Annotated in this window: 7 protein-coding genes and 1 pseudogene; 4 read left to right on the forward strand and 4 right to left on the reverse strand. The window is 65.9% G+C overall.

Translation table 11 applies throughout. The annotated features are described in order from the left end of the window. The first annotated feature begins 5 nt into the window (after positions 1-5). Genes IB274_RS23790 through rlmF form a run of 3 tightly spaced genes read left to right on the forward strand, consistent with a single transcriptional unit; the run spans position 6 to position 1,945 of the window. Positions 6-302, forward strand: coding sequence for a winged helix-turn-helix domain-containing protein (locus tag IB274_RS23790; protein WP_192435236.1), 297 nt, complete (start codon positions 6-8; stop codon positions 300-302). Positions 303-312: 10 nt separating this feature from the next. Beyond that, on the forward strand, positions 313-891 hold the full coding sequence (locus IB274_RS23795; protein WP_192435238.1) for a VTT domain-containing protein: 579 nt from the start codon (positions 313-315) through the stop codon (positions 889-891). Positions 892-943: 52 nt separating this feature from the next. Next, positions 944-1,945, forward strand: coding sequence for a 23S rRNA (adenine(1618)-N(6))-methyltransferase RlmF (gene rlmF, locus IB274_RS23800; protein WP_225614998.1), 1,002 nt, complete (start codon positions 944-946; stop codon positions 1,943-1,945). 45 nt (positions 1,946-1,990) lie between these two features. Here rlmF and IB274_RS23805 read toward each other — a convergent pair. Continuing rightward, positions 1,991-3,490: pseudogene (locus tag IB274_RS23805) on the reverse strand (MFS transporter); the annotation flags it as partial. A 158-nt stretch (positions 3,491-3,648) separates the two neighbouring features. Here IB274_RS23805 and IB274_RS23810 point away from each other — a divergent pair. Then, on the forward strand, positions 3,649-4,539 hold the full coding sequence (locus IB274_RS23810; protein ID WP_192435240.1) for a LysR family transcriptional regulator: 891 nt from the start codon (positions 3,649-3,651) through the stop codon (positions 4,537-4,539). Positions 4,540-4,551: 12 nt separating this feature from the next. On the opposite strand, the gene IB274_RS23815 is transcribed toward IB274_RS23810, so the two are convergent. From IB274_RS23815 to IB274_RS23825, 3 genes are read right to left on the reverse strand one after another with little or no spacing between them, the layout of a single operon-like run. Continuing rightward, entirely contained in the window at positions 4,552-5,094 is a 543-nt protein-coding gene (locus IB274_RS23815) for a hydrolase (protein ID WP_192435242.1), read from the reverse strand. 53 nt (positions 5,095-5,147) lie between these two features. Continuing rightward, positions 5,148-14,450 (reverse strand): hemagglutinin repeat-containing protein, encoded by a 9,303-nt coding sequence (locus IB274_RS23820; protein WP_192435244.1) that lies wholly within the window; start codon positions 14,448-14,450, stop codon positions 5,148-5,150. 13 nt (positions 14,451-14,463) lie between these two features. Beyond that, entirely contained in the window at positions 14,464-16,197 is a 1,734-nt protein-coding gene (locus IB274_RS23825) for a ShlB/FhaC/HecB family hemolysin secretion/activation protein (RefSeq protein ID WP_192435246.1), read from the reverse strand. Positions 16,198-16,435: the final 238 nt, after the last annotated feature.

A 16,435-nucleotide genomic window follows, 5' to 3' on the forward strand; every position in this document is an offset into this window, starting at 1 on the left:
TCTCGATGGAAGTGAGCAAGACCAAAAGCAGTTTCTACCGCCGCCTGTATGTCGCCTGGCTGATCGACAGCGGCACTGCCACCAGCGTCCCGGCGCTGATGGACGCCACCGGCATGCCCCGGCGCACCGCCCAGGACACCCTGGCCGCGCTGGCCGACCTGGACATCGACTGCGCCTTCGAGCAGCACGACGGCGAGCGCAACAACGCCGGCCACTACCGCATCCGCGACTGGGGCGCCATCGATCCGCGCTGGATCGCCGCGCACCTGCCGAAGATCAAGGACATCCTGCAGTACCCCTGAGCCCGCCCGTATGCTTGCCGTCCCACCCGCCCTCTGGCGCTTGCGCCGACTGTTCCTGCTGGTCGCCTTTGCCGTGGTGCTGGTGCTGCTGTACCGCGCCAGCGGGCTGCACGAGGAGTTCAGCCTCGACTACCTGCGCAACGAGCTGACCGACCACCGCCTGCGCGGCCTGCTGCTGTTCGTCGGGCTGTTCGCCCTGGGCAACCTGCTGCACATCCCCGGCCTGCTGTTCCTCGCCGCCGCCGTGCTGGCCATGGGCAAGCTATGGGGTGGGCTGATCACCTACTGCGCGGCGGTATTCTCCTGCGGCTTCACCTTCCTGATCGTGCGCGCCGTCGGCGGCAATGGCCTGCGCCTGCTGAACAACAAGCTCACCCGCGCGGTGTTCAGCCACCTCGACCAGCGCCCGGCGAGCAGCGTGTTCCTGCTCCGCCACGCCTTCATCACCTCGCCGACGCTGAACTACAGCCTCGCGCTCTCGGGCATCGGTTTCTGGCCCTACATGCTCGGCACCCTGCTCGGCCTGCCGATTCCGCTGCTGCTCTGCTGCCTGCTGTTCGACCGCCTGGGCAACGTGCTGCTCGGCTGAAGCGCGCAACTGTGGGAAAATCGCCCACCGCCTCCCAGCCCCGCGCTCCCTCATGTCGAAAGCACCCAGATCGCCCAAACGCCCCGCCGCCCCGGCAAAGCCCGCCCAGCTCCTGCGCGACCCCGCCGCCAAGCGGCCGAACCTGCTGCACCCGCGCAACCGCCACCAGGGGCACTACGACTTCCCGGCGCTGATCGAGGGCTGCCCGGAGCTGGGCCGCTTCGTCATCACCAACCCCTACGGCAAGCCGAGCATCGATTTCGCCAGCCCCGAGGCCGTGCGCGTGTTCAACCGCGCCCTGCTGAAAGCGCAGTACGGCATCGGCCAGTGGGACATTCCCTCCGGCTTCCTCTGCCCGCCGATCCCCGGCCGCGCAGACTACGTGCACTACCTGGCCGACCTGCTCGCCGAGGAAAACGCCGGCAGCGTGCCGCGCGGGCCGGACGTGCGCGTGCTGGACATCGGCGTCGGCGCCAACTGCATCTACCCGTTGATCGGCCACCGCGACTACGGCTGGCGCTTCCTCGGGTCGGACATCGAACCCGCCGCCCTGGCCTCCGCCCACGCCATCGTCGACTGCAATCCGGGCCTGAGCGAGGCCATCGAACTGCGCCAGCAGCACGATCCGAAACACATTTTCCGCGGCCTGCTGGGCGCCGATGAGCGCTTCGACGCGACGCTGTGCAACCCGCCCTTCCACGCCTCGCCGGAAGAGGCCAGCAGCGGCAGCCGGCGCAAATGGAAGAACCTCGGCAAGCTCGACCCGTCGCGCCAGCTGCCCAAACTGAACTTCGGCGGGCAGAGCAACGAGCTGTGGTGCGAAGGTGGCGAGATCGCCTTCCTGCGCAAGCTGGCGGCGGAAAGCGCCGAGGTCGGCCAGCAGGTCCGCTGGTTCAGCTCGCTGGTGTCCAAAGCCGGCAACCTGGACGACTTCCGCCGCGCACTGAAGAAGGCCGGCGCCCTCTCCATCCGCACCGTAGACATGGCTCAGGGACAGAAGCAGAGCCGCTTCGTCGCCTGGACCTTCCTCGAACCGGAACACCGCCGCTACTGATTCACACCGCCATCCCGCGGACAACGGTTCGGCGGCGAGTACCGGCGCGCGTTCCCGACCCAGCAGCAGGAACACCAGCCCGGCGACCATGAAGGTCACGCCCGCCAGAAGCTCCAGCACCCGGCTGAACACCGCGACGTAATCGCTGCGCAGTTGCTCTGGCGCCAGCTGCGGCAACTGCTCGACCACGGCCGCCAGGTTGCCGATGGCCAGCTGGTTGGCGCTCATCAAACGCTCCGCCGTGGCCAGACCCAGTGGCTCCAGTTGCGCCGCGATCAGGGTCGCCAGCAAGGCGCCGACCACGGCGATGGCCACCGCATCGGCGGACACCCGCACGGTGTTGAAGATACCCGTCGCCATGCCAGCACGTTCGCGCTCGACCACGCTCACCGCCAGACCGTCCATCAGCCCCCAGGGCAGGCCGATACCGATGCCGATCACCAGCAGCGGTGCATCCGGCGCAATACCCACCTCCAGGTTGCGCGCCAGCCAGAGCAAGCCTCCTGCGACGATCAGCAGGCCGATCGCCGAGAGACTGCCGGCGCTGAAGTGTTTCGCCAGCAGCGCCGCCAGGAAGGGCACCACCAGCAGCGGCGCCGACAGCGCCAGCATGGTCCAGCCGGCCTGCAGCGCGCCCTTCCCCTCGATGCCGATGAAGCGCCCCGGCAGCAGCACGATCAGCACCACGTAGGCGAACGCGGGCGAGGCACCCAGCAGTTGCACACCGACGAAACGCCACTGGCTGAACAGCGACAAGTCCAGCAACGGCCGCTCCACACGACGCTCGACGGCAACGAACACGACCAGCAATACGCCGCTCAGCACCAGCGTGGCGATTACCGGGAAGCTAGCCCAGCCCTGCTCCGGCGCCAGCAGCAGGCCATAGGTAAACAGGCTGAGTGCGGCGGTGAAGCTCAGCGCGCCGGACCAGTCCAGGCCGCGCGCCTGCGGGTCGCGCGTCTCGCGGCAGTAGCGCACGACCACCGGCACCGAGGCCAGCGCGCAGACCGCCGGCACCAGGAACACCCAACGCCAGCCCGGCCCGTCGGTGAGCCAACCGGCGAGCAGTGGACCGAACGCCAGGCCGACGCCAAAGGTGGTGCCCAGCAGGCTGAACACCCGCGTGCGGATCGGCCCGTCGAACTCCTGCGCCAGCGCCGCCATGGCGGCGGCGAAGGCCGCCGAGCCACCCGCGCCCTGCACCAGGCGCAGCACGTCGATGGCCGCCACCGAGCCGGCTAGCGGGATCGCCAGGGTGGTCACGCAGAACAGCGCCAGGCCGACCAGCCAGATGCGCTTGCGCCCGTACACGTCCGCCAGGCTGCCGGCCGCCATCATCGCCGCGCCGTAGGCCAGCACGTAGCCGTTGACGATCCAGTTCAGCGCCACCGCCGAGCCGCCCAGCTCATGGGCAATGGCCGGCAGCACCACGGCCGGGCCAGTGAAGCACAGGGGAATCAGCACCGCCGTCAGGCTGGCGGCGAGCAACAGCAGCCAGCGCGAGGCCTCGGATCGGTTTTCGGGGAGGTCGTGGGAAGGGCTCATGGCAGGTCCGTAATCAATCAAGGAAGACCCGTGCCACGCTAATCAACCCGACATTGAGGAAAAACAGGCTAGGATTCCGAACATAACGGACATCAGCGTCCGCAATCGATTACCCATCACGCGGCACAATAGCTGCCCGCCCGCACGGATACCTGTCCATGGACAGCCTCAACGGTCTGCGTGTCTTCCTCCAGGTGGCCGACACCCTGAGCTTCGCCCAGGCCGCGCGCCTGCTCGGCCTCTCCGCCTCGGCGGTGGGCAAGAGCATCGCGCGCCTCGAAGAGCGCCTGGGCGTGCGCCTGTTCCATCGCAGCACCCGCAGCCTGAGCCTCTCCAACGAAGGCCAGCTGTTCCTCGAACGTTGCCGGCGCATCCTCGATGAGCTGGAAGCAGCGGAGCAGGAACTGGCGCTGTCCACCCAGCAGGCTCGCGGCCGACTGAAGATCAGCATGCCGCTGGTGGCTGGGCTGCTGCCGCAGGTGCTGCCGGAATTCCTCCGCTGCTACCCGCGCATCCAGCTGGACATCGACTTCACCGACCGGCTGGTGGACGTCATCGAAGAAGGCTTCGATCTCGTGGTGCGCGGTGGCGAGCTGCGCGACTCGCGGCTCAAGGCGCGCAAGCTGGGCGATTTCAGCCTGCTGCTGGTCGCCTCGCCCGGCTACCTGCGCCAGTACGGCACGCCGCGGCGTCCGGCGGACCTCACCCAGCACCTGTGCCTGCACTACCGCTACCCGAGCAGCGGGCTGGTGCAGCGCTGGCCGCTGCAACTCGCCCCCGGCGAAGCAGAACCACGCCTGGACGGCGGGCTGATCTGCAACACCGCCGACATGCTGATCAATGTCGCCAGCCAGGGCATGGGCATCGCCTGCCTGCCCGACTTTGCGGTGCGCAGCGCGCTGAACGAAGGCCGGCTGGTACAGGTGCTGAGCGAACACACCACGCACCTGGGCAGCTTCCACGCGCTGTGGCCGGCGGGCCGGCGCATGTCGCTGAAACTGCGGGTATTCCTCGACTTCCTCGGCGACCGGCTATTCGTCACCCGCTGAAGGTTGAACCGATCAGCGAATGAACTGCTTGCTGATCTCGCGGAAGACTTCCGTCCCCGCACGCGCCATCCACTCGAAGGCGACCATCTCCCGCGAGACGATCACCGCGCCCGCCTGACGCATCCGTTCCAGCGCCAGCGCCTTGTCCTGCGGGCGACGGGAGCCAACGGCCTCTGCCACGACAAACACCTCGCGGTCCTCGGCCAGCAGGCCCAGCACCGTCTGCAGTACGCAAACGTGGGCCTCGGTGCCGCACACCACGAACTGCCGGCGATCACCGCCAGGCAACTGCGACAAGCCGGGATCAGCGACGGCGGAGAAGGCGATTTTCTCCAGTACTTCGCCATCTCGAAGCTCATCGCGCAGCTCCGGCACGGTCGGCCCAAGCCCCTTCGGGTACTGCTCGGTGGCCAGCACCGGCACACCCAGACGCCGCGCGATGGCCAGCAGCCAGCCGCTGTGTTCCAGCACCGATTCAGTGTCGTGAATCGCCGGGAACAGGCGTTCCTGAATGTCGATGATCAGCAGGGTCGATGCGCGCGCCTGAAGTAGCATGGCCAGTCCTCCATAAAAGGCCCTTTGTCGATCAGGCGCGCGTGGGTGTCAACTCAGCGCATTTGTCGCACTGTCTCGGAGCGGGAGGCTTCCGCTTTCTTCATGGATTCGGTCATTACGGACATGGACGCGTTTCTTTTGTTGGTAAGTTCCTGCAGTCTCGACATATCCATTTGCTGCTGACTGCTCTTCTGATCGACATTGGCCTTGCCCTGATCGACCAGCTTCCCGACCGAGGCCCCGACCTCCCGCAGTACCACGGCCGCTGGCCGATTGACGGCCTGGCTCTGGGTGAGCATCTGCTGGACCTGTTGCAACGCCTGCTGTGTCGCCTGATCGTTCGGGTGCTGCGCGGCCAATTGGCCTATCCGCTCCTGCGCCTGCTTCAGTCCATCAGTCCCCGTTGTCCCCGACAATTGCTGAAGTATCTGCTGCGCCTGGCTCAGCGCACCCAGTGTCTGGTTGCGGGCGGCAATCTCGCTGTTTGCTTGCTGAATCGCGGCCACCTGGCTCTTCAGCTGGGCGGCCAGCTGCCGATCCCGCTGATCCTGCACCTGCTTCTGCATATCCTCGAGACTCAGATCCGAAACGCTCTGAAGCGAAGCCTGAGTTCCATTGCCCGCGGCTCCAACGCTGCCGGCATTGCTGCTCGCCGGCGGCGATATGGCAGGGTCGCTCTGTGCAGGCTTGGCAGCAGCGGCCCGCGCCTGCAATGCGGCGGCAGCCTCCGTGCCTTGTTGCACCTGCTGCTGGGCACTGTCCGATGTGGCTTTCCGCTGGCCATTGCGTTCAGAACTGAGCTGCTCGGACAACTTCACCAACTGCTGCGACAACGAGGCATCACTGCCGTCGCCCTTGCCCATCGACGCCAACAATGTCTGCAACTGAGCAGCGGTCTGCTGATTGTCGGAGGACATCGCCTCGGTCATCCGTTGCTGCGCCTGTGCCCGTATCCCGCTGGCCGCGTCGACGAGCTGTTGTTTTGCCTTTTGCGTCGCCTCCTCCTTCTGCGCTTGAAGCGCTTGACGCTTCGTCACCGGCTCACTCCTCTCATCAGCGGCGGCCCCGGCCCGCGCCTTCAAAGCAGCTTCCAGCTTCTGCTGCGCCTGCTCCCGCGCGCCCGCATCGCTCGGCTCCAGCGGGCGACTCTGGGTCAGATCCGGCGTGCCGGTCTGTCTCTTCTGTGCCTGTTCGATAAGCGTATTCAACTGCGCGGTATCCCGATTGCCTTTGGCAGTTCTCGCCGCTTGGTCAATCAAGTCGGTCACGCGTTGCTCAGCCACCGCGAGCTCAGCCGAACTATCGCCGCCGAGTACGCCAGCCATTTCCTGCTGTTTCTGCGCGATGAAGGCAGCATTCTCCGCATCGATCTGCTGCTTGGTTTTCAGGAAATCCTCCAACAGTTGCGGCGAGGCATCCTCAAGCAACCCAGAAAGGTGCAACGGCTGCACCATCGCCGCGTTCGCCCTAACGCTATCAATCTGACCGGGCACGCTCTGGGCCGGCGGCTTGAGCATCGCTGCAGTACCGGCAGTCGTACCACCGGGCGCCGGAAGGCTGGTGGCAGCCTGGGGGTGAGCCGAAGCGTCCGCTGCCGGACTGTCTTTCGGGTCCTGGTTCATCTTCAGGTTGAGTTGGCGCTCGTCGCCGTTGTCGTGATCGTCAGCGCCGGCCTTCACCAGCGTCCCGCTGATCTGTGTGCCCTGGCCGGACTCGATGGTCGCCTGCTGGTCCACCACGGTACCGCCGGAGATTCGCGTGCTGCCCCCCGACTGGATCACCGTGCCGCTGGATGCTGCGCGATCGGTGGTCGATTCGCCGGCGCCCAGGCTGCCCTTTTTCTTGGCACCGGCCGCGTTGGTTTCCATGCCGCCGGACAGTTCCAGGCGCTTGCCATCGCCGCTCTCGGTGCCGGTGGTGGCACCCAGGCGAACGTTGCCGCCCGCAGCGATATCGGTATCCCCGGCGGTGCTCAGGCGAGTGCCCTCGAAATTGCTGTCGCCGCCGCTGCGGACCCTGATGCCGCCCGCTCCGGCGCTGAGGCTGCCGCCACGCGCGACATCGCTCTCATCGTGGGACTCATCATGGGTGAACCCGCCATTGACCGAGGAGCTACCGGCGCGCTCCGTGCTGCCGCCCGCCTCGACGCTGGTGGAACTGGACTGGCTCCGGGAAGTGTCGTGGGCGGCCTTGAACTCCACCTTGCCGCCGGCATCGATGCTCGCGCCGTTGCCGGCTGCCAGTTGAGTACCCTCCAGGGTGGTGTCGCCCTGGGTGCGGATGTTGATGTTGCCGCCTGCGGCGATGCCACCAACCTGCGCCGTGCTGCTGCTTGAGCCGGACTGCGACTGGCTGCGGCCGGCGGTCATCTCGCCGCCGGCCTTGCCCACCACATCCACCTTGAGCTCGGCATTGGTGCTCTGCGAATGGCTCTCGCTGCTGCTGGTGTTGCGGGCAGACTGGTAATCGAGGCTACCCGCCTGCAGATTGACATCGCCGCCGGCCTGCATCTGCGTCCCGATCAGTTGGGTGACGCCGCTGGAGCTGGAATTGATGTTGCCGCCCGCCTTGTAGCGCGTCGTCACCGTCTGGGTATCGCGCTGCTCGGCGCTTTCGCTACCACCTTCATAGCTGGCGCGCAGGCCGATACCCGCGCTGGCACCCGCGCCCGCCTGAGTCTCACCCTTGTGATTGGCCCCGGCGGCGGCCTCCGCGCCGGCACTCGCGCCAACGCCGGCCCGTGCCTCATGGTGGCTACCATCGCTGCTGCTGTACTGGCTATCGCTCACAGCCAGATCACGGATTTCCCGTGCGGACTGATTGATATCGCCGCCGGCCTCCAGTTGGGTGCCCTGGTCGGTGATGGTGTCCGTGGCGGTGCGGGTGAGATTGCCGCCGGCCTTGAAGCTGGAGGTCACCTGAGTCACCGAACCACTGGTTTGGCTGCTTTCCTCGCTCTGGTAACGCAGCCCGGCGCTCCCGCTGGCCTCGCCGCCGACGCTGGCCTCGGCCTTGGCGCCGGCACCGGTGGTACCCACCTTGCCGTGCACGCCAGCAGACGCCTGGGCGCTGGCATCACCGCCAAAGTAGACGCCCGCCGTTTGCGAGGAATGGTCGCTGGAGTGTTCGTCGATGTCCTGCGCGGCACGGTTGTCGATGTTCTTCGCGGCGATGTTCATGTCGCCACCGGACTCCACATGCGCCCCGACGAAGGTGGCATTCCCCTGGCTGTTGAGGCTCAGGTCACCGCCGGACCTGAGCGTCGAACCGCTGTTGCGCAGCGCGTAGTCCGAGCTGCTGTCGTGCTCGGAGCGTATACCGATGGTCGCGGTGCCCTCGGCGCTGGTCGAGGCTCCGGCCTGGGCACCGGTCTTGGCACCAGCGGGTACACCGGCCTGACCCTCGGCGCTCGCCTGGGCTTCAGCCTGTGCGCTGCCATCGCTGAAGACCCCGGTGGATTGGCGGGAGGTGCTGCTGTTGCTCCAGGTTTCATTGCGGCCGGCCAGCACTTCGGTATTGCCGGCCGCCAGTGTCATGTCCTTGCCCGATTCAACCGTCGAGCCTTGCACCTTCAGCGTCCCATCGGTACTGGCGCGCAAGTCGCCGCCGGCCTGCAAGGTCGAGCCTACGCTGGTGCGTGAGCCGGAGTTGCTGGTGGTGGTGGTGTGCTCGGAGAACTTCAGATCGCCACTGCCGGAGGCTTGCGCATCCGCCGACGCCTGGGCGCCCGCCGAAGCCTTGCGTCCCTCGACGCCGGCGTGCGCGCCGGTGCCCGAACCGGACGAGGCACTGCCCGAAGCGCCAACCTTGAGGAAGGTAGTCGTCTCGGTGGTCTTGCTGTGGCGCTCCTCATCCATCCCATCGAGCACGTTGATGCCCTGGGTGGCATCGATGTCGGCATCACCCGCCACCTTCATCGATGACCCCTGCAGGGTCATGCTGCCCTTGGAGTCCACGCTGGCGTTGCCACCGACGGTGATACCGGACCCGGCGTTGGTCCCCTTGAAGTCGTCGGTGGTAATGGTCTCGTGGCCCGCTATCCCGCCACCTACGCCCAGCCCTGACTCATGGCTGGTGGTCTGGGTGGATTGGCTGTCCTGGCGGGCCTCGACGCTGAAGTCGCCGCCAGTGCTCACGACCAGATCGCCTCCCGCACCGACCTTCGAGCCGGCAATGGTGGTATCCCCGCCACTCGTGATCGCCAGGTTGCCGCCGCTGTTCAACGTGGAACCGATGTGCTGATCGCGGGTGGTGGTCTGCGATCCCCAGGCGTTGCCGCCGCTGTGCTCCGGTGCGACATAGCCAGTGGTGCTGGCCGTGTGGTCGACAAGGGTCTCGAAGGTGACATTCTCTCCGGCAGTCAGCGAGGCGTTGCCTTGCGCCGCTACATTGCCGCCGGTGACGGCGATGTCCTTGGCCGCGTTCATCGCCAGGTTGCCAGTCGATTCGATACTCGCCGTGTTGCCGATATTCGTCGAAGCGGTATGGCTGTCGCCGCTCTGCTCGGCCAGGGTCTGGTTGCGAATGCTGCCCTGGCTGGACGTCAGGCTGACGTCGCCGCCGCGCAAAGTGCCACTGGTGTTGTTGATATCGCCGCTGGTATTCACCGTCAGGCGGTTGCTGCCCGCAATGGTGCCGCCGGTGTTGTTCAGACCGGAGCCGCCGATGTTGACGTCATTGGCGGCAATCACGGCCCCCGTGGCAACCGCGGCGATGGTGTTCGCCGCGAGGTAGACGCGCGGCGCCAGCACCTTCTGGCCACCCACCTGGACTTCCTCCATCCAGACGATGTCCTGGGTCAGCGCGGATGCCTGCTCGGCCGTCAGCGCCTTGCCGAATTCCAGCCCCAGTGCTCCGCTCTGGGCGTAGGCCTGGTCCATCATCTGTTTCATCTGTTCGGCTTCGTTGGCGTAGCCGTGGATGACGTTGCTGCCGACTTGCCGGATCAGTTGCTGGCGGATCAGGTAGGCCTCGTAATCGGCATCGCCCAGGCGCCTCTGCAGGGCATCCGTGTCGTAGCCGTAAAGCCGCGCCAGGTAATCCGAGCCCAGGTACGCAGAGCCCACGGCGAACAGTGGGTTGGTCTCGATCAGGTAGCCGGCGTCCGATGCGCGGCTAATCACGAAGTAACCGTTGGGGTTGCTCGGCAACCGCAGGTCAAGCGAGGCGAAGGACAAGGGGCCGCCAGCGACGATCCCCAGCCTCGCAGCGGCTTCGATGGCTTCCAGCGAGCCGATTCCCTTGGCCTCTTCGCTGCCCTCCCCTGTACTCCCTCGGGTCTTGACGGAGCCGGAGATCAGGCCGCTCTGGGCAACCTTGCTGGTGTCGCTGGCATAGGGAGAACCGGCGTTGTTCAAGGTGCCCGAGGTGAAGTGGAAACTGCTCGCAAAGATCCCGGCACCGAAACTACCCACGGTACTGGCGGACCCTTTGCGCACAGCCCCGGCGATCGAGGCCTGCTGGGCCCAGCTTTCCAGCTCCGAAGGGAAGCTGCCGCCGGACATCTCCTCGCTGCGAGTCCAGCCCCAACCGGGGTTCCAATCCCACAGGTCATTGTCATCGTCATCCGGGTCACCGTCCCAGCTATCACGACTGGGATCGGTCCTGGCCCAGGTGACGAAGTGGTCATCCGCCGAAGACTTTTCATCGTCAACCCGAATCCAGCGCCGGGTGTAGTCGAATGAATAGAGGGTCATGTCCTCGTTGGTGAACGTGCCCGTGCCGCCAATCGAGACGTTGCTTGCCGAAAGCACGGCGATCTTGTTGAGACCGGAACTACCGTAGTTGATGCTCAGCTGCGATCCAGCACCCGTGGCAATGATCCCCGCCTTGGGCAACGCCCGCAGCGCGTCCTCGCTGATTCCCACCAAATGCTCGCGCCGAGTGAAATCTTCTTCGTAGACCCAGGCATTTATCCCCTTGTCGAGAGCGCCCTCGTTGGCAATCTTCCAGGAGTCGCGGTTACGAACGTTCTCTACGCCCCCCAGCGCCTTGCTGATGGATTGTCCGTCGGCCAGCGTGGTTTCGTTTATGAAGCTACGGACAACGCTGATGGAGATGTCGCCCTGTGCCACCAGCGAGCTGTTGTTGACGAAGTCGTAACTGCTGCTGGTAACGCCGCCACTGCTGTCGACTGTGCCGCCGACACGGTTGTAGATCCCCCCTTCGCTGGCGTTCAACCACAACCATTGCCCGGCATACAGCGCACCGTCGTTGTCGATCGCACCGCTGGAGGCTCTCAGAGCAAGCTCACCCAGGGACGACAGCCCACCAGTTTTGTGGTTGTTGATACGACGGGCGTTCAGATTGAGGTTGGCGTTGGCGTGAATGGCGCCGTAGTTGTCCAGCCCATCGCCAAGAGTGAACTGGCTGTCGCCGGTGGAGCCTCCGGCGACAATCGCGGCGTTGTAGTTGGTCGCAGCGCCGTTGGTCAGCGAGTTCAATTGCGCGGTGATCGTGCCCGCTGCGCTGACCTTGCCCTGGTTGTTCAACTCATTGCCAGACAGGCTCAGTGCCTGGCCCGCCAGCAATATCCCGGACAGGCCATTGTTCAGCACAGCGAACTGTGCGCCGATGTCGCCGATGCGCAGGTTGCCGGCAGCCTGGATACGCCCGCTGTTGCTGAGAGTGGCGGTTTCGGAGGTATCCAGGCTGAGATTGCGCTCCCCCAGCAGCTTGCCGGTATTGTCGATCCCGCCCGTGCCGTCCAATGCCAGGTCACCCGCGCTGTGCACCTGCCCGCTGTTGCTCAGCAACCCAGTGCTGATCAGCGTCGTGGCACCCGCGCCTTCGACGTTGCCGCGGTTATCCACCGCCTTGCCCTTGAGCAGCAGGCTGCCCGAGGCGTGCTGCGCCCACAGCGTGCCGCTGTTCTGTAGCACGTCGCTGGTGGTGATGTTCAGGCTGCCGGCCGATTGCAGTTGGCCCTGGTTATCGAAGCTGCCCAGGCTGAAGTTGTCCTGGCTGCCCGCCACGGTGGACGCCAGTAGCTTGCCGGTTCCCGTATTGAGCAGGCTGTTCGCGGTGACTTGCGTACCCGTCCCCGCCTGGATCGAGCCGCGGTTATCCAAGGTCGATCCCACAAGCACGAGACGACCGCCGCTCAGCATCTGGCCGTCGTTGAGCAAAGCGACCCGGCGGTTCAGCTCGCCAACGGACAGGCCGGCGCGTCCTTGCAACAGGCCAAGGTTGCCCAAGCCGAAGTCGCCCAATGCCGAGGTCACACTCAGTGCGCCATCGGCGATGATCTGGGCGCCGGCAGCATTGCTCAGCGCACCGCCTACATCCAGGCGCAGGTTGCCAGCGCTTTGCAGCTTGCCGCTGTTGACGAAGCTGTCGGTCCCTGACGCACGCGCGGTGGCGCTCAGGTCGCCGCCGGCATCCAGCACTCCACTGTTGTCGACTCGCTGTGCGCTCACTTCCAGCACACCATTGCTACCACCGTGCGCGCCATCGAGCGCAAGCAGTTTGCCGCTGTTGCCGAGCACCCCATCGGCGTCGATACGCAACGCCCCGGCCGACTGTACCGAGCCCTGGTTGACCAGCGCGCCGTTTACGCGAATCCGCGTGTCTTTGCCAGCCACTGTCGAGCCGAGCACCTTGCCCTGGTTGCTCAGGCTCCGCGCACTGATCTCACTGCCCTGGCTCGCTTGCAGCGTACCCAGGTTGCTCAGCGTGCCAGCCTGGACCGTCAGGGTATCGCCCAACAGTTGGCCGCCTGCCCGGTTGTCCAGATTCAACTCGCGCGCCGCGGTGCCCAGCCGCAGCGCGCCTGCCGCCTGCACGGTGCCGCTGTTGCTCAAGCCGGCACCTTGCAGGTCGAGATCGCCACCGCTGAGCATCTGCCCGGCGTTCTCCACCTGCCCGGCCGCATCCAGGCTCAGGCCCTTCTGCGCCTTCACTTGCCCTGCGCTACTCAGGCTGCCGGTCTCCGAGACCAGTTGAGCGCGGCTGCCGGCGTTCAGGGACGCCGCCCCCAGGTTCACGTCGCCCCGGCCGTGCAGATCGAGGCTACCGCCGGCATACAGGTTCGCACCCTTGGCGCCTATTTGAAGACTGCCCAAACGCAGGGTCGACGCATCACCGGCGCCCCAGGCGGAGCCGTCCACCGCAGCATTGCCGCTGATGCTCAGGCGCAAATTGCGGCCGGCAAAGCGGCTCTGCCCGGTGGAGCTGTCCAGCAGGCTGCCGGCGCTGACACCGAGGTCGCGATCGGCCGTCAATTTGCCAGCGGTCAGGCTGACACCACCGCCGCCCGCATCGAGTGCGATATCGCCCTTCGCGCTGAGCTCGGCGTTGCCGCCATTGAGTTGCACGGCGTTGCCATCCGCCTGGCTGCCGGCATATTTCACCGCCAGGTTCTGCTCCGCGCTGACCCGCCCGTTGAGCTCGATCCGTCCTGAAGCACTGAGGGTGAAGTCGCTGGCGCTTGCGGCCTCGCCGCGCATGCGGACTCCGACGCCGTCTTCGGTCGCGAGCAGCCGGATGCGGTTGGCGTACATGCCACCCAGCGCCGTGGAATCGATGGCGTAGGCCGGCTTGTTGCCGTCCGCCGCCTGGGCAGTGACCGAGCGATCGGCGTAGTTGAAGCGGTTGCTACCCGCGACGACGCTGACGTCCTTGCCGTTCACCTGGCCATCGATAAGAACATTGCGCGCCACCAGGTCGAGCACGTCCTGGCGCTGACCATCGAGGCCCTTGCCAGTGATGAGGATGTCGCCACGGTTGACCTGGAAGCCGCTCACCGAGCCGTCCGCGCCGAGCACGGGCTGGCCGGTAGTAAGGGTGGCGCGGTCGCTGTTGATGAAACCGCAGCCGGCGCAGGTGATGCCATAGGGGTTGGCGACTATCACGTCGGCCTTGCCGCCGAGCACTTCGGTATAGCCTTGCAGACTGGAACGGTTGTTCGCCACCACCTCGTTGAGGATGACCCGCGCCTGATCGTTCAGGTTGAGGTTTGGCATCACCTGACCTGCCAGTTGCGATTGCAGAGCGCCAGCGCCGGTCTTTGCGGAGTTGTTGTTGAGTACCTGGCCGCTGGGGTCGACGTTGTACTGGATGTAGCGGTTGTGCGAGACGCCGGCAGCATTGCCGGCGGCGATGTCGATGACCTGCACGCCGTTGCCTGCACGATAGACCTGGGTGTTGCCGTCGGCGCTCTGCGCGCCACCGGCCAATGCCGACTGCGCATAAAGCGCGGCAGACAGGCTGCCCAGGACAAACACTCCGATCCTGCTTCCCGTTCCTGCGCTTCCCGCGCCGGCAGCGCCGCGCTTGCCGTGGGAACAGGCGTGCTCCGAGGCGACGACGAAGGCATTGCGGCTCAAGCTCCAGATCACTCGAAAGACATGGTTCATGATGGCTGTTCCCTCAGAAGGTCAGGCTGGCGCTGAAGTAGGTGGAATCGCTGGGACGATCGAGGAAGTCCGGCTTCTCGAGGGGCCAGGCGTGGAAGACATCGAGGTTGAACACCCCCAGGGTGGTGCTGACGCCAAGGGCAGCGCCGGTCAACTCGCCTTGTGGCAGGCCGGGTTCGCGGTTCCACACCTTGCCGTGATCGAGCGCCACGTAGGGGCGGATCTGCCCGGCCAACCCCTGGCGCACGGCGAAGGTACGGTGCAGGTTGAGCTGGTTGCGCAGGAACCAGCCGTTGTCGCCCGACAAGCTCTGGTCATCGAAACCACGCACGCTGTAGAGGCTACCGACGAGCATCTGCTCGGAGCCGTAGAGCACGTCCTGCGCCTTCTGCCCGGCGAATTGCGAGGTGAAACTCCACGACTGCCCCAGCATCAGGAACGGCCGGTACCAGTTGGCCCCGTATTTGAACGCGGTGAACTGCGCACGGGGCGCGTAGTCCGGCAGCCCGGACGGGTCGTCCAGCGCGTCGAACAGCTTCAGGCCGCGAGAAATGCCGCCATTCACCGTGAACGAGCCGCCGAGCAACTGGGTGGTGAAGGACGAATCCAGATCCAGCACGGTCAGCTTGCGGCTGCTGACGTCCAGGTAGATGTCCTCCAGGTAGTTCTTGAAGTCCTTGCGGGTCAGCGTCGCGGAGAGATTCCACAAGGACTGCTGTCCACGCCAGGCCAGGTAGTCCGTGCGCAGCGAGTAGAAGCTGGAGTCACCGCTGGTGCGCAGCCGGGTGCCGCCTGCCGTGCGGATGTGGCTGGCGTAATGGGTGTCGGAGGCGTTGAAACTGACCGTGGTATAGCCGAACGGCACCACGTAGCTCAGGTTGCTCAGGTACGAAGCGCGGCTGCCAGCGTCATAGGGCACGGCACGGCGATGGGTGAGACTGAGGAAATCGTTGAAGCCCAACGGGTTGTCCAGTGCCAGGTTGGCGCCTGCCTGGTTCTGCCCGGTGGAGTCCTGCCCGTAGTTGTCGTAGGTCAGGTTGAGCCGTGCCGGTCGCACCGGATGATTGCTGAACAGCACCACGCTATCGCCCGGCGAACTGCCTGGGGCGATGTCCATCACCGCGTCGTTGGAGGACAAACGGTTGATCTGGTCCAGCGCCTGTTCCAGATCGCGCAGGTTCAGCGGCTCGCCGATCACGCCCGGAGCGACGTTGGGAATCGAGATCGAGCCGGCGCCGCCGTCCTCAACCCGGATTGCCTCGACCCGGCCCTCCTCCACATTCACCGTCAGCGTACCAGTGGAAAGGTCCTGCGCGGGCAGATAGGCCCGTGCCGCCACGTAGCCCTTGGCGATATACGCGGCGGTGACGGCTGACAGTACGTGCTCGATCTCACGCACGCCCAGACACTTGCCCTCGTAGGGTTTTACCAGCAGATCGATACTCGCGGAGCGGATCAGCGTTGCACCGCGGACCTGGATATCCCGAACCTCCCGGCAGGGCCCTGCGGGCAGCTCGCGTGGCTTATCGGGCGGCACCTGAAGGTGCGTGGGCGGCTCGGCGGAAGTGCGGTCCTGCTGCTGTTGCTGCTGTAGGCGCTCGATCGAGTCGCGCTGCAGGCGATCGGCCTGGCGCACGGCGTTCTCGACCACCGCCCCCGGCCCAGCGGCATTGCCAGCGCCGGCCCACAAAGCAGCGCACAGCAAAAGGGAACAGCGGCCGATCGTGCGCAGTGCGCTACCGATCATGGATGCACATCCTGGCAGGGACATCGTCGAACCTCTCCTCGGGGTTGGGATCGCCCACCGCAAGGCGCCGAGCAGACAGATGCCCGGTACGACGGAAGGCTGGGGGACGAGGAGAAGGCTGCCGTGGCAGCGGCGCTCAGGAGATCGAACGGGCGACAGCCACAGCGGCTGTCGGAAGCGGGCACGACGACTCGAACGTGCCCTGGGTCTCTCCATGATCCTTCGAACTGCGTCCTTG

It is taken from the genome of Pseudomonas sp. PDM18 (assembly GCF_014852585.1).
In the GTDB taxonomy this organism is placed as follows: domain Bacteria; phylum Pseudomonadota; class Gammaproteobacteria; order Pseudomonadales; family Pseudomonadaceae; genus Pseudomonas.

Coding starts and splice junctions, on each gene's coding strand:
- IB274_RS23815 (WP_192435242.1), bottom strand. CDS start 5,094: ATGCTACTTCAGGCGCGCGCATCGACCCTGCTGATCATCGACATTCAG.
- IB274_RS23820 (WP_192435244.1), bottom strand. CDS start 14,450: ATGAACCATGTCTTTCGAGTGATCTGGAGCTTGAGCCGCAATGCCTTC.
- IB274_RS23810 (WP_192435240.1), top strand. CDS start 3,649: ATGGACAGCCTCAACGGTCTGCGTGTCTTCCTCCAGGTGGCCGACACC.
- IB274_RS23795 (WP_192435238.1), top strand. CDS start 313: ATGCTTGCCGTCCCACCCGCCCTCTGGCGCTTGCGCCGACTGTTCCTG.
- rlmF (WP_225614998.1), top strand. CDS start 944: ATGTCGAAAGCACCCAGATCGCCCAAACGCCCCGCCGCCCCGGCAAAG.
- IB274_RS23825 (WP_192435246.1), bottom strand. CDS start 16,197: ATGATCGGTAGCGCACTGCGCACGATCGGCCGCTGTTCCCTTTTGCTG.
- IB274_RS23790 (WP_192435236.1), top strand. CDS start 6: ATGGAAGTGAGCAAGACCAAAAGCAGTTTCTACCGCCGCCTGTATGTC.